This window comes from Paenibacillus sp. VTT E-133280 (genome assembly GCF_002264385.1).
Taxonomy (GTDB): domain Bacteria; phylum Bacillota; class Bacilli; order Paenibacillales; family Paenibacillaceae; genus Paenibacillus_AQ; species Paenibacillus_AQ nitricinens.
This window is the reverse complement of record NZ_NFUX01000047.1, coordinates 1-22,754: the sequence shown is the minus strand read 5'-3', so window position 1 is coordinate 22,754 and position 22,754 is coordinate 1. Positions and strand designations below refer to the sequence as shown.

Genomic DNA, 22,754 nt, shown 5'->3' with positions numbered 1-22,754 from the left:
CCTTCAATCATTCAAATTGTTCGTAGCCTCAAATGTGATAATCATTTGCCCAAGGTAAAGTGACCATCACGCTAGTACCTACCTGAACTTCTGAGTCTACCTTAATTTGTCCCCCATACATTTCTATTAATTGTTTACAAATTGATAATCCAATTCCTGTCCCTTTTTGCTTGGTTGTAAAGAAAGGGTCAAATATTCGATTTAGTTTATCCAGTGGAATTCCTTCTCCATTGTCTTTAAAAATAAGTATAATTTCGTTAGTGTCATTAGCGGTGCTAACTGTAATGTCTATTCTGCCTCTAAATGCTGTGAATGAATCGATACTATTTTTTAAAATGTTAAGGATTACCTGTTCTAGTTGAGAGGGGTTTCCATACGTCATTACTTTCTCTAGAGAATACTCCACGGAAAGAATAATATCATCACTAAGTATGAGTTGATTTACGATGTTATTAACTCTATGTATAACTTCAATAACGTTAAATACTACGCCATTATTCTTCGTACTATCACCTTTTCGAGCTAATACTAAGAAGTCTGTTACTAATCCATTCAGAGCATCAATCTCATTGATGGTTATATCCAGATACGCACGCAATTCATCCGCCTTGATCTCCGGTTCATATAGCCTGTTGTTTACAAGCTGGGCAAATCCTTTAATCGAAGCAAGCGGATTCCGTATTTCATGTGCCATACCAGCAGCCATTTGTCCCATAACTGCAATTTTTTGTTCATGCAAATTATCAATTTCTTGATTTTTATTAGATAAATAACCCGTTGCAAAGCCCGTAAAACCAGTCCAGTTGCTTTCCATTAAACGATTATAAAAAAACAATCGGGTCGTAGAATCATCTTCTATCTCTTCAATGATCTTAAACATAATATTCTGAGCGATTAAGTTTAAATCCTTGCTCATTTCAAGTAAGATATCAAAATGATCGCCAAATATTTCTGCAGTATAAACCCCTTGTTCAAACCCCTTTTTTTCTAGTAAGTTTAGGTATTGGTCGTAATCAAAGGAATCCAAGAACAGTCCTTCTATCATACTCATTAATATCGTGCTGAATGTTGAATCTAACAATTCCTTATGCGTCTCTACAAACCAAGTGGATTCGATATTTTTCATAGTTATAGAATGGTAATGCCTGTCTAAAATAATTGGAACAGCTAGGGTTAATGACGAACGTAATGCATTGGCTCTGTATGACATTTTCATCCTCCCTCTTTGTTGTTTTGTATTCAATATATATGTATATTTTCCTGCTTCAAAAGAAACAGTAAGTCACTATATTTCACAAAACCAATAGTTTTACTCCATTTATAATTATAAGCGCTATATAAAGTGCAACACCCCAAGCTCTTCCGCCTGTAACGGAATGGTTTGGGGTGTTGCAATTGAAACGATATAGTCTTTGCACTATCAAAAAAAGCATTTGATCTAGGATCAGATGCTTTTTACGTTGCTCCTTGGTTATTCAAACAGATCATTCACGGAACGAATAGGCTTTACATCCATCGATTCCTTTGATGCGGCTAGATTCAAATACACTCCTACCCAGATGATTGCGCATAAAATGATATAAACCATCTCTTCATCCCCTCCCTTGCGTGGGTTTTATCAGCAATCTATTAATCGTCTCTGTACTCAAAAACATCAATGTTAGTAGGGTAAACACAACAAAGGGGAATAGATCTAGGCTTGTGTGTACAGCTAAAAATCCGAACAGTGGTGGAATTAATGTTGTTCCCGTGTACGCTACAGCCATTTGGTAGCCTATCAATCGGGCTGAATTCTCTCTGCCAAATCGGGAAGGTGTTTCATGCAGAAGACCCGGATAGATAGGCGCCAGACCGATACCGATCAAGAGGAATCCGAACAGCGATAAGGACGAATACAGCGGTAATAAAAGTATTACACCACCTACAATGGTTACCAACTGACCGTAACGGATAAGAAAGCGGTTATGAACCTTTAATGCGATGAATCCAGTTGTTAACCTGCCAACTGTGATGCCACCATAGTATAAGGAAATCCAACGTGCAGCCACATCAGCTGTGACCTCTCTTGTACTGACCAGGTAACTAGCACCCCAGAGCCCGACAATCGTTTCTATACCGCAATACAGCAGGAAGGTAAGGAGCGTTGGCCTCACACCCCGTAAACGAAGTACGTTAGTTTGTAGCTTCGTTGTTGCTGCAGCTTCAACATGAAAATTTTCTAGCAGCTCCCCATCCTTCGAAAGCAGTTTCTCCTGCGTTGTAGCCACGCGCTTCCAGAGGGGTAGCGTCACAAGAAGAATGATCACGAGTAGGAACTGAATGATCGCAACAACTGCATAACCACCTCTCCATGACTGAGAGTTCACAAGATTGACAGCCATGATCATCGGCCCCATCGTTGCCCCCACACCCCAGAAGCAGTGCAGCCAGTTCATATGATGGGCTTTGTAGTTTTCTGCCACATAGTGATTTAATGCCGCATCCACCGCTCCCGCCCCAAGACCAAGTGGAATGGCAAACACTATAAACCAGAGCATCGATGGAGCAATGGAAAATCCAAGTAGCGCAACCGCAGTAAGGAAACAACTGAACAATGTGATTCTACCCGTACCCAGACGCTCGACCATCCTTTTGCTGAACAGACTGGACACGATGGTCCCTCCCGCAATGATCATGGACACGATACCCGCCGAGCCAAGAGATGAACCAATCTCGGGCCAGATAACGGGCCATGCCGAGCCAAGTAAAGAGTCAGGAAGTCCTAGACTGATAAAAGCCAGATATATAACAATCAAAAACCAGGTAGACAAGCATGCTTCCCCCTCGTGATAAAAATGATTCGCCGCACGGGTAAAGAAATACATTTATACACTTAATAAATATACTTTATAAAGTCTATAAATTAAGTATGCGATATAACCATTCCTTTGTCAAGCAACCCATTCACTGATCCGGAGCTGTATCATTTGTTGCAGTGCATATCTGCAATTGGATTAATACTCATATTGATCACCTAAAAAAAGAGGCTTGTCCCATAAGTCATTCATCTCATGACTTATGGGACAACCTCTTAATGGAGCTCGACCAAATCCGGCTCCAATGACTTCAATGTCAACCAGCGCAGGCCGGCCTCGAAATCTTCTTGAAATGTATCTTGCATAACGATCTGTGGATAAATGGGCATTGGATGTCGAAGCTGATAAGCTTCCCAAGCAGATGTCCAGGTTTCTAACTCCACCTTATCCTGATATATTACAATTTTGTCCGGAGCAAGAACTGCATTCAGGGTTTGGATAATCCGGCAGGTAGTATCGATGAACGTGTCCTTGCCCATCTCCAGACTCCAGTCAGGCATGTCAGGCAGGAATTTTATTTCCCCTGACATGCCCTGATTGCCTTTAAGGATCTTTCCATTCAGATAGATCCCCATACCAGGCGGGTACCTGCTTGGAAAGTAAAGACCAAGCAAGTACTGCTTCTCTTCTCCCCCTTGGTTCATGCAATATCCGCTAATAGCTGCATTAACGTCATTTTCAACCAAGATAGGCAACTCAAATTGCTGCTCAATCTCTTGAATCATCCGTGAGCCAGTCAGCTCATGGTGGCTGCTGACTTTAATTTCGCCGTTGACAACCTGACCCGGAATGCCTATGCCAATAACCTTGATAGAAGGATACAAGGCTATAGAGTGTTCAATAATATCATAAAAAAATTGTCTCTCGAAGACTGGAATGATGTGTTCATCCTTCGCCAGAATTTCGTTCTCCAAATTCACGACGGTGGCTGAAATCAGCACCTGTCCCTCTTTATCCTTCAGATAAATGACCAGCCCGAGGCTGAAGTTGTAATTGTAGCGATAAGTTTGTGCTGGCCTACCGCCGTTTGATGGTACAGTCAAGTCTTCGAACAGCTCACCTAACTCGTGCAGCTCCTTGACTAATGAGTTTACTGTTACTACGCTCAGTTTGGTCAGTGCCGCCAGCTGGGGTTTGGTGGCTGTATTTATACGTTTCATCACTTGACGAACGTTGTTAAGGTTAATTTCCTTCATTAAGTTAGCGTTTGCTGTTCTCATAAGCCCCCCCCTGCTCGATGAACGTATGGATTAATTCATCAGGTATTCGTTTTAAGTATGATTGTACCTTAATGTCGTCTTGTTTTCATCTTCATACCTTAAATACGACAGTGTTAAATAATAAATCACCGGGTCCATCAACTGAATTGCATAAAATTGAACCCGGTTCATGTTAATTCGTAATTACCCATTTTTGTCGATCAAGGGTAGGATCTAGCTCACTTAGAGACAGTCTCGTTCCATCCACTGATACTTCCAGCGCTTTTTTATGATGAGCAGAAATAATACTTATGGTACCATCATCATTCTTTTGAAGAATCCAACGCTGATTGTTATATCCGAGATAATGGTACAACTGAATTTTATTTTGCCCTGTGTCCAGATCAAGGGCCTGACCGGCCGTTGTACGAATGGAATAGGATCCTAAATTGTCCCCCGTCGGCACGAATACCCACTTCTGATCCGTAGAATCATTCGCATCCTTCAGAGCAACAGCTTCACCATTTACAAGATTTGCTGTATAGAGAGATTTCTGTAGTTCTGCATTTACTAGTTTGGATGTGGTCAGATTGGCAGGTGCTTCTCCGCTCACGTTAACGTTTTGATATGAAACCGATCCGCCAAATACATGTAGTCCAAAGCGTCCTTCTGCAAATGTGCCATCCTGCAGGTCGATCACTTTCTGCCCGTCCATATATACCAAAATATGTGGGCCATTTGCTTCGATTTTCACTTTATAGGTTCGACCCTGCTGAATGAACGTCGGAACTTTCGCCAGAACTTGCCGCTCTTCAAATCGGCCGTCAATTTTATAAAACAGTCGAATGGACTTCATATTCGGATCTAGATTTAAGTAGTATCCGCTGCGTCCATCTTCGCTGGCACGGAACAACATAGAGCCCGCTCCACCGGATTTACCTAACATCATCTCTGCTTCATAAGTAAAGTCTCCTGCCCGCTTCTCTGCGACATAATTTGCGTCACTCAAGTAACTTCCACGAATTCCATTTTCACTAATGACCCAAGAGGCTGCAGAAAGATCTTTAGTCCATCCACCTAAGTTCGTATGAAATTCACCATCAGTTACCTTAACTAATATGCTTGTTGATGTCTTCCCATTTGGAGTAGAGACAGTAATGATCGACTCTCCTTCTTTTTTACCTACAATGGTTGCCTGTGAGTTATCTGCCACGTTTAGTTCAACTACATCTTTGTTACTGGAATTCCATTTCAGCGGCTGTGCACCATTACCTGTTCCATTCTCTATCATTGCCAAGAGTGTGTCGCTTTGCCCCTTGCTCAGTTCACGATCATTTGTATCCATCATTATCTTGGTAGCGGAATTGGACTTCTGATTCCATACAGAACCTAACCGATTCACCTTCAGAGATACGACCTTTACGTTGCCTCCATTGGTGTAAAAGCTCAAAGCTCTGCTTGCTGGATCCGGAAAAATGACATCAGAGAAAACGACTTTACCGTTGTTGCCAAAAACCTCAACAGAAGACTCGTCTACAAGGATACGCAGCTTAACACGCTTATTCTCCGTTTGCATTGGCGCTTCATGTCTTGTACTAAATAAACTCGAAAAATCCGTCAAACCAGATGCAGACCGATCCACGAAAATCTGACTCTCACTAGGTTTATATCCAACTACCGTTTTCTGACTTCCACCTACACGAACGTTAAAACCAAATTCACTTACCTGACTGCCTGCAAGAATTTCTACTTCAGCTTCAATCTCGTAAGCACCAGAAGTAACGCCTTTCAGTAGGTTCTGAGAAGAAGGACTCACCACTTTATTAGCTGTAGAATACAGCTGACTACGCAGCGATTGGAGCTCCTTGATTGGGCTTTGAACGAGCTGAATCCCATCTTTAGTCGTTACTAATGAGACTTCCCTTGGGATTGACAGTACGCCCTTCCAATGAGTCGTTGGAAAAGCAAACGGATAGTCCCAGTTTGTCATCCAAGCCATCATTACACTGCGATGATCTGGCATGTTCGAAAAAGACATCGAAGCGTAGAATTCTTTTCCAAAATCTGTTCGCAATACTTTCCCTGCCGGATTATCATTTACGAATTTACCTTCCGCTGTTAAATGACCCACAAAATATTCAGCATCTGATCCGCCTGTTTTTGGATTCGCTCCTGTACTAATCATCAGAACCCATTTCTTCTGTGATGTTCCGTCTACCGAAAGCTGAAGCAAATCCGGACATTCCCATACACCGCCGCGAACATAGTCCCCGTATCCCCAACTATCTGTCAGGGTCCAATCCAGTAGATTCGTTGAAGTAAAGAAACGAATATGATCTCCACCGGATACAACCATTACCCACCTGTTATTGTCGTTATCACGAATCACTTTCGGATCACGGAAATCCCAACCTCCAGGCTCATCTCCATTATCGCCGGGATTTCCAATAACAATTGGACGTTCCTTGGAATATTCCCAAGTACGACCTTGGTCCTTGCTGTATGCAAGACCGATACGCTGATTCCCATTCGGGCCATCGGGATTATAGGAAGTGTAGTAGGCAATTAGCCCCTTACCTCCTGAATCCCCGAACAAGCCTGATGCATTCGTCAAATCTGCCACAGCCGATCCAGACCAGACATGCCCATGATCATTCCAGGGTAGCGCAATCGGAAGCCGCTTCCAGTTCAGCATATCTTTACTGACAGAATGTGCCCATGTGCCTCCGTCCTGATGGAATAGATGATATTCTCCTTCGAAGTAGACCAGTCCATTCGGATCACTTGCAGAACCACGAATTGGCGTATAGTGATATTGAGGACGATATTTTTCATTATAATAGCTGCTAGCATCCGTCACATAAGTATCCTGGAAGTAAGCCGTTCCTTGTTTAACGACGATTCCTGCATAGCCATCGGTGTAGGTTTTATCTGTTAGATCAATTGCAGCCGGGGTGTACCCGTCTAAGAAGACCTGAATTCTGTTTCCATTTGCCCTTATCTCTACGTGATGTTTTGCTCCGGTCTGACTTGGATAGGTACGCTGTGAACTTCCAATGGTTGTTCCGTTAGCTTTCGTCAAGCTTAAACGGACCTGATTTCCTTCCTTTGTAAGGGTAGCTTCATATCCCTTTGTTCCATCAGCCGTTGAACGAAATGCGAGTGCTGCAACAGAATCAGATTGAAGGGTTATATTTCCTTCATATACAAAATCAGAAGCTTGCCTAATATAAATTTGCTGTGACTTATTCTGGTTTATTCCCCTTCCTTTTTTGCCGCCGATATTAGGCTGCCATTCTCCTTTATTTGTAACCACAGTACCCAGATTTCCTTTCAGATCACTTACGATAATGTTTTGGAACAAAGCAGAACCATCCCATACATTGAGTCCTAGCTTACCCGTACGATACGTTTGATCCTGAACCTCAATCACAGGTTTATATTTATTGTCCCAATATACTTTCAGCGATGAACCCTCAGCTGTGACCTTAAGATGATAGATCTCTCCTTCCTTCACAGTAATCTTTCGCTCCTCTTTTAATTTCCCTTCAGTACCACTTGCGTCTCGTAAGCGGATTATACCTGCATTCGGTACGATTTGGAGCATATAGGAATTCCAACCCTCTTCATTAGAACGGAAAAGCAAGGTCGCATCAGCATTCATATCCTTGATCATGACATCTGCTTCATAAATAAAATCCTCTGACACCGTTTCGGAGATGGCCATTACATTTTCTTTTGGTTCCGAAGTCAGTAAGATCCCGTCAGGCGTATCCACCAGCTGCCCTTTTCCTTTTATTTGCCAACCTGTTAAGTTCGTTTTTGTTTTGGTTACGCTTTCAAAAATAGGAGCAGCCCAACCCGTACCGAGATTTGCAACATAAAGGCCTGCTGAAGTCATAACAAGTCCTGTGGCCATGAGAAAGCATAATACAATTTTTCCTTTATTCCTCATCTTCTTCACCCTCTTTTTAAAAATAAGAAGGAGGCCAATTCATCACTGCATTGACCTCCTCTATATATTCTTTTACAATGGAGCAGAAATCTGACTTTCCAGTGCTGTGAGTCCAAGAGCCAGAGCGCCGCATAATCCCGCCTGTTGGCCTAGACCTGGTGGAACGATATAATCATCTATGTGTTCCAAAATCGTACTTGAGCTAACATAGCCGTTCAGGTTCTGAAGCACAGCCTGCCGGATAAGTGGAAACAATTGTGACTGCTGCATAACACCGCCACCCAGAATGATTTTCTGAGGAGAGTTAAGCAATATAGCTCCCGTAATCGACTGTGCAATATAAAATGCTTCCATTTCCCATGCAAGGTGATCCATAGGAAGTTCATGCCCCTTCTTCCCCCATCTTGCTTCGATAGCAGGACCTGCCGCCATCCCTTCTAGGCAATCCCCATGATAGGGACATCCCCCCGGGAATACATCGTCAGGATGACGTCTCGTAAGAACATGCCCCCCCTCGGGATGCACAAGACCATGAATAAGCTTGCCTTCGGAATACACACCGACACCAATACCCGTGCCAACTGTATAGTACAAACAACTGGACAGCCCTTGGGCAGCGCCCCATTTAGCTTCACCGAATGCCGCTGCATTCACATCCGTGTCCCATCCAAAGGGAACCGAGAAGCTTTGCTGCAAAGTACCCAGCATATCGTAATTTCCCCACCCTGGCTTCGGTGTTGTTGTAACATAACCATATGTCGGGCTATTTGGATGTATATCGATCGGACCAAATGATCCAATTCCGATAGCTTCTACCTGCTTGCCTTGAAAATATTGAATAACTTTGGGCAACGTCACCTCAGGATGTTCTGTTGGGAAACTAAGCTGATCTTCAATTTTCCCATTTTCATTCCCAATGCCACATATAAACTTCGTCCCGCCAGCTTCAATCGCTCCTATACGCATATTCATGACTCCTCTCGGTGACTAATTCTTGTCTTGCCCAGCAGAGGGAGTAAGCTCATAGATATCCAGGGAAATCAGCAAGTCATTCTCATTTTCTGCAAACACAGCTATACCTTTAGATTCTAGTCCAGGGAATATAAGATCCGTAATCACTGCCTGACCTCTATTACTGAACGCCTCAACTGAAGAGCGATCCACAAAAATACGGAGATCATTTGACTCATCAAGCGCTTCGAGTTTGGCTGAATGATGTCCTACGAAATGTTCGTGGAAATCATGCTGACCTGAAGCCATCCGATCTACATAAAGCTCCTCGGTCTCACCGTTAATACCGATCACCGTTTGACTATCCGCACCTACTCTTACTTTGAAGCCTACAGATTTACCCTGAGTGAACTCAGCTATAATCTCATAAGATTCCAAGTGAATCTCCTTAAGAAGAGTATTGATTTCTTGCACCGTTGCCTCTTTCATAGAAAGGACTTGTACACGAGCAGATTCTAGCTCCCGTACCGGCTTCTGCACAAGAAAGATCTCCCCTTGTCTTGATTCGAGTTGAAGTTCCCTTGCAATCGTCATCGCGCCGCGGAATTGTTCTGCCGGCGTCTTGTTAGCATACATCCAGTTGCTCATCCAGCCGATAAATAGTCGTCTTCCATCCTCAGCCGGTATATCAGACCAGCTTACACCTGCATAATTATCTCTTCCATAATCAATCCAGCGAACTTTTAGCGAATCTTCATCTGGCGTGAACACTTCTCCATCAAAATCCCCTGTGAAATACTGCGTTCTTGACCCTTCCACAAAAGCGGGATCCGCACCGATGCTCACAAGCATCACCCATTTCGTGTTCGAATGATCGCCAGCAATAGCAAGCGGGAACAAGTCTGGGCATTCCCATACCCCATCATGAGAACCGATTCCTTCACCAAATTCGCTGGCATATGTCCAGTTCATTAGATCAGGAGAATGATATAGACATACCGTTTGACCACAAGCTACAATCATCACCCATTTATTAGTATCTTTATGCCAAAATACTTTTGGGTCACGGAAATCAATAAATGTATCATGTTCAAGTACCGGATTTCCTTCATATTTCGTCCAGGTTCTTCCGTTATCTTTACTGTAGGCCAAGCTTTGACGCTGAATGGCTGGCTTGCCTTCTGGCATATCCAAATGATGCGTAAAAATCGCTACCAAACCTGGTTTACCTTCAAAAAATCCAGTCGTATTATTCCAGTCAACTACAGCACTGCCGGAAAAAATCATCCCCAATTCATCAGGAGCGAGAGCGATAGGCAGCTCCTCCCAGGTAACCAGATCCTTACTAACCGCATGGCCCCAGTGCATAGCCCCCATGGTCATTCCACCCGGATGATGCTGAAAGAACAAATGATATTCACCCTCAAAATAAACCATTCCGTTTGGATCGTTCATCCACTTTTCCTTAGGGGAAAAATGATACACACCTCGGTAATTTTGTTTCGCAATCGTAGACATTATTGTTTTCTCCTTTACTCCCGAACACGGCCTTCACCGCACATTATTTATAGTTTATTATTTTGTTGCTCTGTCATAGCCGCTTTGTTTAATTTCAAGCCATTCTTGCAAGCCCAAGCGATCCAATTCTTTCAGGTATTCATCCCACTGCGCATCAACTTTACCGTTTTGGTACCATTCAGTACGCATTCTAAGCACGTAAGCAAAAAGATCCGTTTCAATTGTCGTAAGACGATCAAGCTCTTGAATGGAATGGAATACACTCGGCATTACGTTTTCTGCTTTCATTTTTGGCGCCATAATGTTCTTGATAATATCCATTCTGCCTTTGGCATCATCCGGCATGGTTGTGTATTTCCCATAATAGGAATCAAGAATAGCTAATGGTCCACCGACACTTGTTTTCTCACGTAGCTCTACAGGAGCTGCGCCCTCCAGTGGCAAATGTTTCAGCATATCTTTTTCTTTATCAAATTCAAAGATGTTTTGCTGTTTATCGTCTCCATACGTTCCCCAGTTGTTCTGTACAGATTGAATCGGATCGAAGAGTTGATCCACCCATTTCGCTGTCGTTTCCAAGTTCTTATTGGCGCTTGTAACAACCATCTTCCCTCTTCCCAAACCAAGCGCGTTCGTTCTTGTTACGTTAACTTCGCCATCAGGTCCAGCAAGTGGAGGCATAACTTCGTAGGTGCCATTATCTCCGGTGATGTTGGCCTTATCCCATGAGAAGTACAGTCCGTATTTCTGATCCTTCCCTTTAGCAAGATAAGTACTCCAGTCCTGTGTATAGGCTTCAATATCAATGAGTCCTTCTTTATACAGCTCGTTAATAAAAGAAACTGCTTCCTTGTAGTCTTCTTGTGCCGCCGTAAATATCACTTTCCCATCATTGCTCACAACCGCATGGTCAGGGTTCTCCCCCAATCCAAACGAAGCAAATAGGAATGCCAGATCTTCTGCTCCCGGCTTGTTAATAAAGGACAATGGAATTTCGTCAGCCTTACCGTTGCCGTTTGGATCTTTTGTCTTGAATGCAATTAATACTTCCTTTAATTCTTCCGTTGTTGTAGGCATATCAAGGCCAAGCTTCTTAAGCCATTCCACATTGATCCAAGGCATACTATCTACTGCCTGGATTCTTTCTTTACCGCTACCCAGCTCTTCAATCCATGGAAAGGCATAAATATTACCGTCTGGTGCTGTAATCATACTCTTATATTCCGGTGCTTCTTCCAGCACCTTTTTGAAGTTTGGCATATTGTTCTCGATGAGATCATTCAGCGGAACGATGGCACCATCTTTAGCAAGCTTGAGCAGCTCATAGTCACTATAGTCCGCATTAAAAATTGCATCAGGAAGATCACCACTTGCCACAGCCAAGTTTCTTTTTTCAACAAATACGTCTTTCGTAAAATTCTTCCAGTTAATATGAACATTCGTCTTTTCTTCAAGACGTTTATTAATCAGTTTTTCATTGGGATCAGTTGGTGCAAGTGGAGAGCTTTGCGTAATAAAGTTCAAAGTTACTTTACCGCTGGCGTCCTGTTCTTTACTAGCTGCACTTCCCCCTCCTCCTCCACCGCATGCACTAAGGAACATAAGTGAAGCAAGTACAGTTACAGAAGCTGCTTTCGTCGAAACTCTTGATTTCTTAATTCTTTTCATAGGGTATGACCTCCAAATTAGATAGGAATGAATTAATCTTTATCTATGTGCAGCCTGTTTCCTACTTAAGGGAACCGACCATAACACCTTTTTCAAAGTACTTCTGGAAGAACGGATACATAACAATGAGTGGCAAACTGGAAACAACAATGGCAGCATACTTGATGATTTCAGACAATCGCTTCATTTCCGCCATGGCGAGTTGGTCGCTGATCATGCCCGGATCTACCTGATTCTGGATCAAGATGGAACGTAGCACGAGTTGCAGTGGATGAAGATTCGGATTATCTAAATAGATCATAGCGTCAAAGTAGGAATTCCACTGGCCAACAAATGCATAAAGAGCGAGTACAAAAACAATCGGTTTGGAGAGCGGTAATACGACACTGAAGAAAATCCGCATCTCCGAAGCCCCGTCTACATTAGCGGCTTCCTTCATTTCATTCGGAACGCCTTTGAAGAAAGTTCTAGAGAGAATGATGTTCCAAACATTGACTGCCCCTGGAATGATCACCGCCCATACTGTATCAAGCAGACCAAGGTTCTTAACGAGCAGATATGTAGGTATAAGCCCGCCCCCAAAGAACATGGTGATAATAAACAAGGTCATGAAAAACCCTTTTCCTTTGAGCCTTTCATCGGACAGTGCGTAACCGGCACAGATTGAGACGAGAACGGTAATCATAGCAAATGAAACAGAGTATAAAACAGAGTTTCCAAAACCTCGGATCATGGCCGGATTAGAGAGAATTTTTTTATACCCTTCTAATGACCAGTCCGAAAGATTGAATGATAATCCTTTACTGAGCAGCACAGATGGATCCATAAAAGAAGCAATCACTACATAAATCAAAGGAAGTACGATGATAAGTACGGCCAGTGTCAGGAAGATCGCGTTCAGCACGACGATAAAGCGATCTAATCCGGAATGTTTAATAGGCATAGCTTGTTGCTCCTTTCTTAGTAAAGACCTTCACCCTCATTCAGTTTCTTCACGGTGAAGTTAACTGTGAGGAGCAAGACGATGTTGATGATAGAGTTAAACAATCCTACTGCGGCTGAATAGGCATAATCGCCCGACTGCAAACCAATTTTATAAACGTAAGTCGGAATGATTTCTGAGGTTGGCAAGTTCATCGCCGTTTGCATGAGGTAGGCTTTTTCGAAGCCAATTGACATAATCCCACCAGCAGCAAGGATAAATACAATAGCCATAATTGGACGAATGGTTGGCAGATCGATATGGCGTATTCTTTGTAGAAGATTAGCGCCGTCAAGATTGGCTGCATTATGTAACTCAGGATCGACATTAGCAAGCGCTGCTACATAAATAATGGATGCCCAACCGGCTCCGGTCCAAATATCGGATAAAATGTAGATCGAACGGAAGTACTCAGGACGAGACATGAACATAATTGGTTCACCTGTAAGCCAGGTGAAAAACTGGTTAATCGGTCCCGTTGGGGACAAGAAGATAAACAACATCCCGACCACGACAACAACAGAAATAAAGTTCGGTGCATACAAGAACAATTGAATGTTCTTTTTGACGCCTGCACGGCGAATTTGATTCAACATCAAGGCAAGCAGGATCGGAATTGGAAAACTCAGAATTAATCCGAAGAAACTTAATTTAAGCGTATTCATAAAGATTACTTCGAAATTGGGGGAAGAAAGGAATTTCTCGAAGTTGTACAAACCTACCCATTCACTTCCCATGATTCCTTTGATTGGGCTGAAATCTTTAAAGGCGATAATCGCACCATACATAGGACCGTACTTAAAAATAAGGGTCAGAATCACAGCTGGTGCGAGCAAAATATAAAGAAAGTAGTGCTTCTTTAGATAATCCATGAAGGAACTCTTATGTCTCGTCACCGTTATTCCGTGTTCGGCTTCTATTGGGTTATGCAATGCCTTTACCTCCGTTCTTATCAATGTTTACATCTTGATGCAGTAAGGGCTTTCAATCTCTCTTATGTCCTGCTGCTTTTACAATTTACCAAACACTTAATCGTTCGTCAATACATTTTGTAAAAATATTTATGTGCATATGACAAATTATTTTGTACATAAATGGCGTATATATTTTTACATAATTACAAATACAGCCAATTTAAATAAGATTTCAACCTTTATTCTCACAAAAATCGAAATAAAATAAAAACCATACTAATTAAATGCACACTTATGACCAAATATAATGTAAAGTAAATTGTGCATTTGTAAAAATCGTGTTGCTATTTCAGGCAAACTAATATACATTAAAGAGAGTTGAAATAACGACAAATAGTACAGTATTTGCGGCGAATATTAAGAACATGAATATAGAGGTGAATTACATAGATGGCTCGGGAAAAAGTAACCATACAAGACATTGCAGACGCTTTAGGAATCTCCAGAAATACAGCTTCCAAAGCGTTAAATGGAACGAACGGTATACCTGATGAAACCAGAAACAAGGTCATAAAGAAAGCGATAGAGTTAAAATATAAACAATTTGCATTTATGGACTCCGAAAGTACTCTATCAAGAAACTCTGGAAACATCGCTTTATTAACAGAAAACTTACCTAACACTTCCCACTTTGGATCGAAACTGATCAGCGGCATGGAAAAAAGAATCAGTGCAGAAGGATATAATTTATCCATGCACATTATAAGAGATATTGATCAAGAGTCCCTGTCTCTTCCAAATAATTTTGATGTCTCCAATGTAGACGGAATTATTTGTATTGAGTTGTTTAATTCGGAATATAGTAAGCTGATTACAAGTCTAGGTATTCCAACTATTTTCATCGACTGCTCTGCAGATGTCTGTTACCCTGAATTCCAAGCAGATGTGCTTCTCATGGAGAACGAACACAGCACATACCAACTTACCAAAAAGTTAATTGAGGGCGGTTACAAATCACTGGGGTTCATCGGGGACTATAATCACTGTAGGAGTTTTAATGAAAGATGGGTGGGCTTTAATCGCGCACTGATAGAATCCGGGATTCAGCTTGATCTCACACAATGCATTCTCGATGACGATCGACTATTTTTCTCAAGTCCAGAGTGGGCAGATACTAGACTAAGTCAAATCAATGAGCTCCCTTCTGCTTTCGTGTGTGCTAACGATTATATTGCGGTTACCTTTATGAAGTCACTCAAAAATGTGCTTTCCATTCCTAACGACATCGTCATTTGTGGCTTTGATAACGGTCCTGAATCAAGCATTGTAGAACCCCATCTTACTACGGTTCATATTTATAGTAATGAGATGGGCGTCAAAGCAGCCGAAATGCTACTTTCCCGAATTAATGATCCGAAGCAACCCTATCAGGTTTCTCATATTTATACCAAACTCATCATAAGAGACTCTACACCTAATATCAGTTGATGAATTCATAATTCAGAGCTGAAATAACACCCAAGAAAATGAAGCAAAGAACCCAAGCGATTAAGAATTCAATTGCTCGGGTTCTTTTATGGAAGGATAATATTCTTCATAAGAAAGAACAATATGCTTTCGTTTTAGCGGACAATGTTCTATGATCGCCTTACGTTTCGCTTTTAGAACAATTTGTTCTATATCAGCAAAACTGCAACCGGAAAGACGCTCGCAGGCCTCCTCCATCAACCCAGCATCTCTTTCAAAATCATTGATTAACAGTTCAACATATTGACGCCTACTTGATTCATCAGGGTTAGAATAAATCATTTTTGTATCAAACCTTCTCCAAATAGCTCTATCCAGTTCATTTTCCAGGTTAGTCGCTGCTACAAAAATGCTATTATCACCAAAATCATCGAGACATTGCAGCAGTGTATTCACCGCACGAGCCATTTCTTTAACCTCGTCATTACTCTCCCGTGTTCTTGCAATGGCATCAAACTCATCCAGGAAAAGAACACAAGGAGATGCTTTGGCATACTCAAATATTTTTCGGATATTACTTCCAGTCTCACCCAAATGGCTGTGAATAATTGCATCTAGTCGAACTAGGATAAGTGGAAGCTCCAGCATTTGAGCCATATAAAATGCCGTAAGTGTTTTCCCTGTGCCCGGTGGACCATACATAACCACTTTATTTGGAATTGGAACTCGATGCTCTTCAAATATTCCCCTCATTCCTAAAATTGTAATGAATTCTTCGACAATCTTTCGATTCATATCGGGCAGAACGAGATGTCTAACCTTTTTGGCACATTCTTTGGGTGTATAATAGGTGCCCATATCGATTCCTTTTGCTCTGGGTAGACGTTGATTGGTGCTGCTTTTATTCATTAATTATTGAAGCTCCTTTAACAAATTATTTACTCAACTCGATTATGGCTAACAATTATTCGTAATTATTACGATTTAAAACATCATACTTTCTTTTTATTTATAATGTCAACCTTTAGCACAAAAAGAGCCTTTATAGTGCCAAGGCTCTTTTGCGATATATCTATTAGATCGTCCATTGCTGAAATCCTGCAGCAAGAGTGGCTGCGGCTCCTGTCTTTCATATCTTACGATTTTCTAATCCGTATCGGCTCTATATCTTCAGCTATAAAAATCTTAACAAAAAAGCACCTCCCCTGTTGGCAAGTTGCTTTTTAAATACTTTGTTGAGAATCTCTACATTTTTGTCCTTCCCGATTGTGCCAATGGAGATCAGATCCTCCATATCTTCTCAGGTATTATCGAATTCTCAGAGGTTCTGGACGCGAACCGATTTAAACAAAGAGGAAATCCTTCCTTATTCGTTCCCCATCGTGCTGATGTCGATGACAAACCGGTAACGGACATCTGAAGCAAGTACACGCTCCCAGGCTTCATCAATCCGGTCAGCAGAAATGACCTCAATTTCAGATGCAATATTATGTTCAGCGCAGAAATCAAGCATTTCCTGCGTTTCACGGATTCCGCCAATCATCGATCCGGCAAACGAACGGCGGTGGCCGATCAACGAAAACACGTTAACTGCCAATGGATCAGCGGGTGCACCGACATTGACTAATGTGCCGTCCAGCGCCAGAAGCGAAAGATAGGCATCGATATTAATCTGCGCGCTTACTGTATTCACGATAAGATCGAATGAACCGGCAAGCTGCTTAAATGTCTCCGGATCACTTGTGGCATAATAATGATCCGCCCCTAATTTCAATCCATCTTCCTTCTTCTTCAATGACTGTGATAAAACAGTAACCTCTGCCCCCATGGCATGAGCGATCTTCACAGCCATGTGTCCAAGTCCGCCAAGACCCACCACAGCTACTTTTTTGCCAGGAGCAGCTCCCCAATGACGTAGTGGTGAATAGGTGGTGATTCCTGCACACAGAAGCGGCGCAGCGGCGTCAAGCGGAATACTGTCAGGGATCCGAACCACAAAATCCTCGGTTACGACAATATGGGTGGAATATCCGCCTTGCGTATACTGCCCGTACCGGTCGATAGCTCCATAGGTGCCCGTATTTCCACTCAGGCAATACTGCTCCTCACCTTTATGGCAATTACTGCACTCTCCACAGGAGTCAACCATACAACCTACTCCTACCCGGTCGCCTACTGAGTACTTTGTGACTCCAGAACCGATCTGACTGACAATTCCGGCGATCTCATGTCCCGGAACAAGTGGATAGTTGACCGGCCCCCACTCCCCGCGGGCAGTATGAATATCCGAGTGGCAGATGCCAGCGTATTTAATCTCAATAAGAACATCGTGCGGCTGCAGATCTCGGCGTTCGATTGTGGTTAGCTTGAATGGACCTTCCTGACTGAATGTAGCGCGTGCATTAACTTTTATCATAGTGAAACCTCTCTTCTAGATAATATTAAAATCTATAACGTCAGCTTTACAAAACATATGTTATTACTTAAAGTTAACTCTAAGTCAAGCATAAAATATATTTGAGATTGGAGATAGATGATGAAAACATACTCCATAAGTGAAGTTGCGGAATCCTTTAACATGACACCACATACCCTGCGATACTATGACAAGGAAGGACTTTTCCCTTCTATAGAAAGAACCACCGGCGGTAAACGTATATTTAAACAATCCGATATGGACGCTTTAAAAGTAATTGAATGCCTGAAGTCATCCGGGATGCCAATTAAAGAAATAAAACATTTCATTGAGTGGTGCTCAGAGGGAGATTCCACCTTACAGCAAAGATATGACATGTTCTTGGAGCGGAAAGCCTCCGTAGAAGCACAGATGGAAGAATTAAAAAAAACGATGGAAGTCATAGAACATAAATGCTTCTACTACAAGTCCGCCTTGGATAGCGGTACAGAAGATGTTCATAAAAATAATAAAATAAAAAGTTCATCCGCTGCTCATTAGAAACGGACCTTCAATTACAGTAAAGGCGGGGCAGATTGATCTGCCCCGCCTTTACTGTAATTCATAAACTTTTTAATTGGTACGCCTTTTTGCCAGAAGTTTCTCCGTAAAATTCACATTAAAAAAATGAACAATAGGTCCCAAACCCAATGCGGATACCAGAGTTCCTAAGCCTATAATGCCTCCTGCCAGGAAGCAAACCAAAGCACAAAGAGAATCCGTAAACATCCGGTGCCAAAAATAAGATACTTTCGGGAAGTTATCCCTCATAATCAGGGACAGGCTGTCGTAGGGAGCTACGCCTACCTCCGATGACTGATACAGAGATACCCCAAAACTGCATACCACTACACCAATCGCTACGATGACCACCTGCTGCCATATCAATTGAGGTTCGCCGAACAGAGATAGCCAAGTACTATGAAAGAAAGTAGCTATGTAACCTAGAAGAATTGCGTTCACGAAAGTCCCGGCGCCAATAAACTTTCGTCCTGTTATGAATTCGATTACAAACAATACCAGATTCAATAAGATCAGAAAATTTGCAAATGTCATACCTGTGTTTTCTGCAAGTGCCATAACCATACCGCTGAAGGGATCATTTCCCATGCCGGACAGCTTAAAAATACTGATTCCCATGCCCAGAAATACATTGCCGATAACCATAATAATCAATCGTTTTTTATCGACGTTATGAAAATATCCTCTCATATTGTCCATCCTATTTTCATATTAAAATGCACCATACAACAACGACGTCATTATATCATATTTCCTATGATTTGACGGTTATCTTTATGGATGCTATTCAATGTTTTGCATGAGCAGATCGGTCAAAACTGAACACTATTTTGAAAGGAATTGAAAAAAATAAAAGCAACCCGTCCGCAGACAAGTCGCCTTTCAATACTTTAATGTTAACGGACCTACCTAATAAAATTTAAGCAACGCTTCGCCTAATAAAACTCAAGATACAGCTTCATAAATGCCCTTTTTTCTATTCTTGAAACATAACTTCGTAACTATCTTACAACATTATCAAGTCCAACCCTTCCAGTGACTGTCCTACTGTTTCTTTTGGAACAACCGACCCATACTTGGATCCTAATAACTAGCCCGCAGATAATATAATCCCGTTTCTGCATCATACACTTCACCTGCGTATTTAAAAGAGTTGGAGATTCCTTCTATCTGGCCAGTGATGTTCCCCCATTCATCATAACTATATTCATTTACAGTTTTTGCGCTAGTGTCTACATTCATTACCATATCACCATGACCATTATATAAGTAATATTGATCTTTATTGGCCGTCTTGTCCTTTTTCACGAGTACTCGATCCCCGCGCACAAACGTGGATTGTTGGATGACACTGTTGTCACACGGCTTCAGAAGTTATTCATTGACGCTGCATTTCGCAGTTACTCTAAGTACAGAATCCCAAAATCACAGCTTCTATGAAATTCTGGTTTGTCCGAATGAACTCTGCTCCATGTTCCAAAATGCGGATAGGTCGTATCGTCTCCGCACTTGTAAAAGTTTCCTCTTATCCTTTTTCCCGGCACTGCCCGAAAGTCTGGAAAATAAGATTGTACCCAAGCCCATGAGATCGAAAAGCTTAATTCCCAATACACTTCTCCTTTATCATTGATTTGATCGGTGGTGGTTAGGACGTGGAAAAGTGCCGGATTAATAGTGATTGGGAAGCGATCATACCGATCCGCTCCTATCTGCAAGAGAATTGTGCCATTCGCATTAAATTCGAAATTCATATAGCGTTGGTCCGAATCCGGAGTAGGCTGAAAAAAGAACTCGATGCAGCTATCCTTATACACGGGATCATTCATGTTTCTATATGTTCGTATTGGATTCTTTTCGTAAACCTTAAACTGAAGCTTCAGATCCTCCTGACTGTAATTTAATCTTGCTGTAACGACCGGGTAATACCCTTTAAGCCATTGATATTGCTTGATGATCTGGACTTCTTCTGTATCTGAAACATCCGTCTGATTTGTCAGACGGGAAATTACTAAGGTTTCCAATTTTCTTTCCATGCTTCATTCCCTTCTGTTCGGAATCCCACTGGGGTTAACAAACCAAAATAACCCCATAAATTAACTTGATTATTTAGATCCGAGATTTCGCACGGCCGTCTACCATTACCTGTATTGGCGGATGAAGGAGACCTCCCTCTCGGGCGAATCCCCCACTTTCCCCTCTCCCAAGGGCACCGTACTCACACAACCCTCGGATCGACCGACTGATGTCGGATGCCGTCCTTCACATGGGTAAGGACCATATAGCCCTTCAACAGGTGTACACCATGCACCGGGTCATCCCCTGTTACCATAACCATGTCAGTCCACCCTTATTTCGCACAAGGTAACGTAATTCCTTCATGGATCGCCCGATCGGCCAAGAGTGCGACCTCCATCGCCCGGTAGGCATCCTCCATTGCCGGTATAGCGGGCAAGTTGTTCTCCAGCATGGACAGGAAATAGTCCAGTTGGGCACCCGTAGGCTTCACGGAGAAGTCCATATTGATCTGCCGGACCGTTCCTTTCCGATGGTCTTCGACCTCGACCAGATTTCCCAGATGCTGATCCTCTCGCGGTCGATCGTTCTTGTAGATGATGCGGATCCGGCCTGCGGGTCCGATGAATTCCTTCCGGTTATCAGTCGGAAGCCCCTTGCCCCACCCCGTCTCAAAGTAGCCGATGGAGCCGTCCGACAAACGGAGGGTCATGAGCCCATAATTGTAAGTGTACGGCGGGACTTCTTCATAAAGACGCTGCCCGATCCCGTTGACGCTTATCACGTCCGCCCCTGTAGCCCAACGCATCACATCGATATAATGGACGCCGCAATCTACGATCGGCGAGACGTCTCGGAGCAGGGACAAGTGGGAAGCCCAATTTTTGGAGGGCTTCAATTGGGATAACCGGATGACCAAGGGGAAGCCGATGGCGCCCTCCCGGATCATCTTCATTACCGCCTGGTACGTGGTGTTATGGCGAAGGATGTGACCGATCAGCACCTTGGTTTTGGCTCCGCCGGCCAGCTTCATGAATTCCTGCGTTTCCCGTGCATTGCCCGCCATAGGCTTCTCGCATAGGATATGCTTCCCTGCAGCGAGACAATCTTTTGCGATCTCCAGATGGGAGGACGGGTACGTGGCGATAATGACCAGATCCACATCGTCACGCTCGATCAATGTCCGGTAATCCGTGCTCCAACACTTGGCTCCGTATTGGCTTGCCACTAAGGAGGCCCTGTCCCGGTTCCAATCCGCCACGCCGATCAACCGGACCCGCTCCTGTTGTGATATCGCGTCCAAGTGGAGAGAGCCCATATAACCACAGCCTATCACGACCGCCCCGTACCTTTTCATGATGCATCCATCCTATCCTTCTCACTCGCGGAGGTTATTTTGTGTTGATCCAAGCTCCTTGTTGGGAGAAGCCGAAGTCTCCCTACAGCATCTAATCTTCTTGGGTGGGCATTAATGACTTACCATTCTTCATGCATATCCTTCTCTTACATTTGTATAATACCGGATTACTACAGAATAGCTTTCGTCTTGTTATGATACCTTGTTACCTTTATTATATAAAAATGATGGATAGTTTTATTTAGCTAAGAAAGTTACTTTTTGCACGATTCCGGTATTCCATCTAATTCTATGTAAGGGATCTATCCTGCTATTTCCCGCCCTCTCCAACACCCGGTCCGCAAGCGATTCCTCTTCCATGAGTGGACTCCCTCTATCCATTAAACGCAGTTCCAGACGGTCGCGCCTCGCTTGTTCCCGAGAAGGAGGCTAAAAGATTTTGAGCTACTCTATGTGTGCCACGGCCTATTGTACGTTGCGATGGAGGAGCGAACCTACACGGTGTTACCCGGGAGCTTATCGTTCTGCCTTCCGGCGTCTACCACGAATGCAACGGAGGCTGATCCGACCACCAAACTGATCGGGATCCATTTTGACTTCTTCGGGGAACTGAACATCAACAGGGAAGAGGATATGGTGATTCTGGAAGAGGGGGTAGTGCAAGGGAAAATTGCGGTGGAGGCAGTGGGAAGTGAGCTGTTGTCCGTTGTCGGAAGAGCCGGTATATCACCCTTCCCACGATTGTGTGCAATTCATGGAAAAGCTGACCCACGAATTTACGATGCGTCCGCTAAGCTACCAGCTGGTATGTAGGAGGCTGAATGCAGGTTTACAACATTTGTCATGCAACCTCATTGAGTTAACCTTATATGAAGTTCGTGTTCCTCAGACCGGAGAT

The 22,754-nt window shown here is 43.0% G+C and carries 18 protein-coding genes and 1 pseudogene; 3 read left to right on the top strand and 16 right to left on the bottom strand.

Going from position 1 to position 22,754, the window contains the following annotated elements:
- Window positions 1-28 precede the first annotated feature (28 nt).
- From CA600_RS19555 to CA600_RS19515, 9 genes are all read right to left on the bottom strand, one after another.
- Window positions 29-1,210 (bottom strand): sensor histidine kinase, encoded by a 1,182-nt coding sequence (locus tag CA600_RS19555; RefSeq protein WP_179281671.1) that lies wholly within the window; start codon window positions 1,208-1,210, stop codon window positions 29-31.
- Between the two features lie 382 nt (window positions 1,211-1,592).
- The gene (locus CA600_RS19550; RefSeq protein WP_179281670.1) at window positions 1,593-2,810 is read right to left on the bottom strand and encodes an MFS transporter; all 1,218 of its coding nucleotides are present in this window, start codon (window positions 2,808-2,810) and stop codon (window positions 1,593-1,595) included.
- Between the two features lie 260 nt (window positions 2,811-3,070).
- Window positions 3,071-4,051 carry an ROK family protein gene (locus CA600_RS19545; protein WP_373455896.1) on the bottom strand — a complete coding sequence of 327 codons (981 nt, stop codon included), beginning with the start codon at window positions 4,049-4,051 and terminating at the stop codon, window positions 3,071-3,073.
- 196 nt (window positions 4,052-4,247) lie between these two features.
- On the bottom strand, window positions 4,248-8,009 hold the full coding sequence (locus CA600_RS19540; protein ID WP_094872209.1) for a GH32 C-terminal domain-containing protein: 3,762 nt from the start codon (window positions 8,007-8,009) through the stop codon (window positions 4,248-4,250).
- 72 nt (window positions 8,010-8,081) lie between these two features.
- The gene (locus CA600_RS19535) at window positions 8,082-8,975 is read right to left on the bottom strand and encodes an ROK family protein (protein WP_094872207.1); all 894 of its coding nucleotides are present in this window, start codon (window positions 8,973-8,975) and stop codon (window positions 8,082-8,084) included.
- Between the two features lie 21 nt (window positions 8,976-8,996).
- Window positions 8,997-10,478: a glycoside hydrolase family 32 protein gene (locus tag CA600_RS19530; protein WP_094872205.1), complete on the bottom strand. Its 1,482-nt coding sequence runs from the start codon at window positions 10,476-10,478 to the stop codon at window positions 8,997-8,999.
- Window positions 10,479-10,535: 57 nt separating this feature from the next.
- On the bottom strand, window positions 10,536-12,146 hold the full coding sequence (locus CA600_RS19525; RefSeq protein ID WP_094872203.1) for an ABC transporter substrate-binding protein: 1,611 nt from the start codon (window positions 12,144-12,146) through the stop codon (window positions 10,536-10,538).
- A 61-nt stretch (window positions 12,147-12,207) separates the two neighbouring features.
- Window positions 12,208-13,089, bottom strand: coding sequence for a carbohydrate ABC transporter permease (locus CA600_RS19520; protein WP_094872201.1), 882 nt, complete (start codon window positions 13,087-13,089; stop codon window positions 12,208-12,210).
- 17 nt (window positions 13,090-13,106) lie between these two features.
- Entirely contained in the window at window positions 13,107-14,000 is an 894-nt protein-coding gene (locus CA600_RS19515; RefSeq protein WP_094872200.1) for an ABC transporter permease, read from the bottom strand.
- Window positions 14,001-14,492: 492 nt separating this feature from the next.
- On the opposite strand from CA600_RS19515, the gene CA600_RS19510 reads away from it, so the two are divergent.
- Entirely contained in the window at window positions 14,493-15,530 is a 1,038-nt protein-coding gene (locus tag CA600_RS19510; RefSeq protein ID WP_094872198.1) for a LacI family DNA-binding transcriptional regulator, read from the top strand.
- Window positions 15,531-15,590: 60 nt separating this feature from the next.
- Here CA600_RS19510 and CA600_RS19505 read toward each other — a convergent pair whose 3' ends face one another.
- Together CA600_RS19505 and CA600_RS19500 are read right to left on the bottom strand one after the other, a co-directional pair.
- The gene (locus tag CA600_RS19505) at window positions 15,591-16,418 is read right to left on the bottom strand and encodes an AAA family ATPase (protein WP_094872196.1); all 828 of its coding nucleotides are present in this window, start codon (window positions 16,416-16,418) and stop codon (window positions 15,591-15,593) included.
- A gap of 457 nt (window positions 16,419-16,875) precedes the next feature.
- On the bottom strand, window positions 16,876-17,925 hold the full coding sequence (locus tag CA600_RS19500) for an NAD(P)-dependent alcohol dehydrogenase (RefSeq protein WP_094872195.1): 1,050 nt from the start codon (window positions 17,923-17,925) through the stop codon (window positions 16,876-16,878).
- Between the two features lie 120 nt (window positions 17,926-18,045).
- On the opposite strand from CA600_RS19500, the gene CA600_RS19495 reads away from it, so the two are divergent.
- Window positions 18,046-18,465, top strand: coding sequence for a MerR family transcriptional regulator (locus CA600_RS19495; protein WP_094872193.1), 420 nt, complete (start codon window positions 18,046-18,048; stop codon window positions 18,463-18,465).
- Between the two features lie 72 nt (window positions 18,466-18,537).
- Here CA600_RS19495 and CA600_RS19490 read toward each other — a convergent pair whose 3' ends face one another.
- The 5 genes and pseudogenes from CA600_RS19490 to CA600_RS19470 form a co-directional block, all read right to left on the bottom strand.
- Window positions 18,538-19,176 (bottom strand): YczE/YyaS/YitT family protein, encoded by a 639-nt coding sequence (locus CA600_RS19490; RefSeq protein WP_094872192.1) that lies wholly within the window; start codon window positions 19,174-19,176, stop codon window positions 18,538-18,540.
- 393 nt (window positions 19,177-19,569) lie between these two features.
- Window positions 19,570-19,794: a hypothetical protein gene (locus CA600_RS19485; protein WP_179281669.1), complete on the bottom strand. Its 225-nt coding sequence runs from the start codon at window positions 19,792-19,794 to the stop codon at window positions 19,570-19,572.
- A gap of 92 nt (window positions 19,795-19,886) precedes the next feature.
- A complete protein-coding gene (locus tag CA600_RS19480; RefSeq protein WP_094872190.1) occupies window positions 19,887-20,519 on the bottom strand; it encodes a carbohydrate-binding family 9-like protein in 633 nt (210 codons plus the stop codon).
- A gap of 185 nt (window positions 20,520-20,704) precedes the next feature.
- A pseudogene (locus CA600_RS32210) lies at window positions 20,705-20,824 on the bottom strand (sugar phosphate isomerase/epimerase); the annotation flags it as partial.
- Window positions 20,825-20,833: 9 nt separating this feature from the next.
- Window positions 20,834-21,817, bottom strand: a complete 984-nt coding sequence (locus CA600_RS19470; protein WP_256989923.1) for a Gfo/Idh/MocA family protein — start codon at window positions 21,815-21,817, stop codon at window positions 20,834-20,836.
- A gap of 540 nt (window positions 21,818-22,357) precedes the next feature.
- Here CA600_RS19470 and CA600_RS19465 point away from each other — a divergent pair.
- Window positions 22,358-22,669, top strand: coding sequence for a hypothetical protein (locus CA600_RS19465; protein ID WP_094872187.1), 312 nt, complete (start codon window positions 22,358-22,360; stop codon window positions 22,667-22,669).
- Window positions 22,670-22,754: the final 85 nt, after the last annotated feature.

Coding starts and splice junctions, on each gene's coding strand:
- CA600_RS19555 (WP_179281671.1), bottom strand. CDS start 1,210: ATGTCATACAGAGCCAATGCATTACGTTCGTCATTAACCCTAGCTGTT.
- CA600_RS19545 (WP_373455896.1), bottom strand. CDS start 4,051: ATGAAGGAAATTAACCTTAACAACGTTCGTCAAGTGATGAAACGTATA.
- CA600_RS19540 (WP_094872209.1), bottom strand. CDS start 8,009: ATGAGGAATAAAGGAAAAATTGTATTATGCTTTCTCATGGCCACAGGA.
- CA600_RS19535 (WP_094872207.1), bottom strand. CDS start 8,975: ATGCGTATAGGAGCGATTGAAGCTGGCGGGACGAAGTTTATATGTGGC.
- CA600_RS19530 (WP_094872205.1), bottom strand. CDS start 10,478: ATGTCTACGATTGCGAAACAAAATTACCGAGGTGTGTATCATTTTTCC.
- CA600_RS19525 (WP_094872203.1), bottom strand. CDS start 12,146: ATGAAAAGAATTAAGAAATCAAGAGTTTCGACGAAAGCAGCTTCTGTA.
- CA600_RS19520 (WP_094872201.1), bottom strand. CDS start 13,089: ATGCCTATTAAACATTCCGGATTAGATCGCTTTATCGTCGTGCTGAAC.
- CA600_RS19515 (WP_094872200.1), bottom strand. CDS start 14,000: ATGGATTATCTAAAGAAGCACTACTTTCTTTATATTTTGCTCGCACCA.
- CA600_RS19510 (WP_094872198.1), top strand. CDS start 14,493: ATGGCTCGGGAAAAAGTAACCATACAAGACATTGCAGACGCTTTAGGA.
- CA600_RS19505 (WP_094872196.1), bottom strand. CDS start 16,418: ATGAATAAAAGCAGCACCAATCAACGTCTACCCAGAGCAAAAGGAATC.
- CA600_RS19500 (WP_094872195.1), bottom strand. CDS start 17,925: ATGATAAAAGTTAATGCACGCGCTACATTCAGTCAGGAAGGTCCATTC.
- CA600_RS19495 (WP_094872193.1), top strand. CDS start 18,046: ATGAAAACATACTCCATAAGTGAAGTTGCGGAATCCTTTAACATGACA.
- CA600_RS19490 (WP_094872192.1), bottom strand. CDS start 19,176: ATGAGAGGATATTTTCATAACGTCGATAAAAAACGATTGATTATTATG.
- CA600_RS19480 (WP_094872190.1), bottom strand. CDS start 20,519: ATGGAAAGAAAATTGGAAACCTTAGTAATTTCCCGTCTGACAAATCAG.
- CA600_RS19470 (WP_256989923.1), bottom strand. CDS start 21,817: ATGGGCTCTCTCCACTTGGACGCGATATCACAACAGGAGCGGGTCCGG.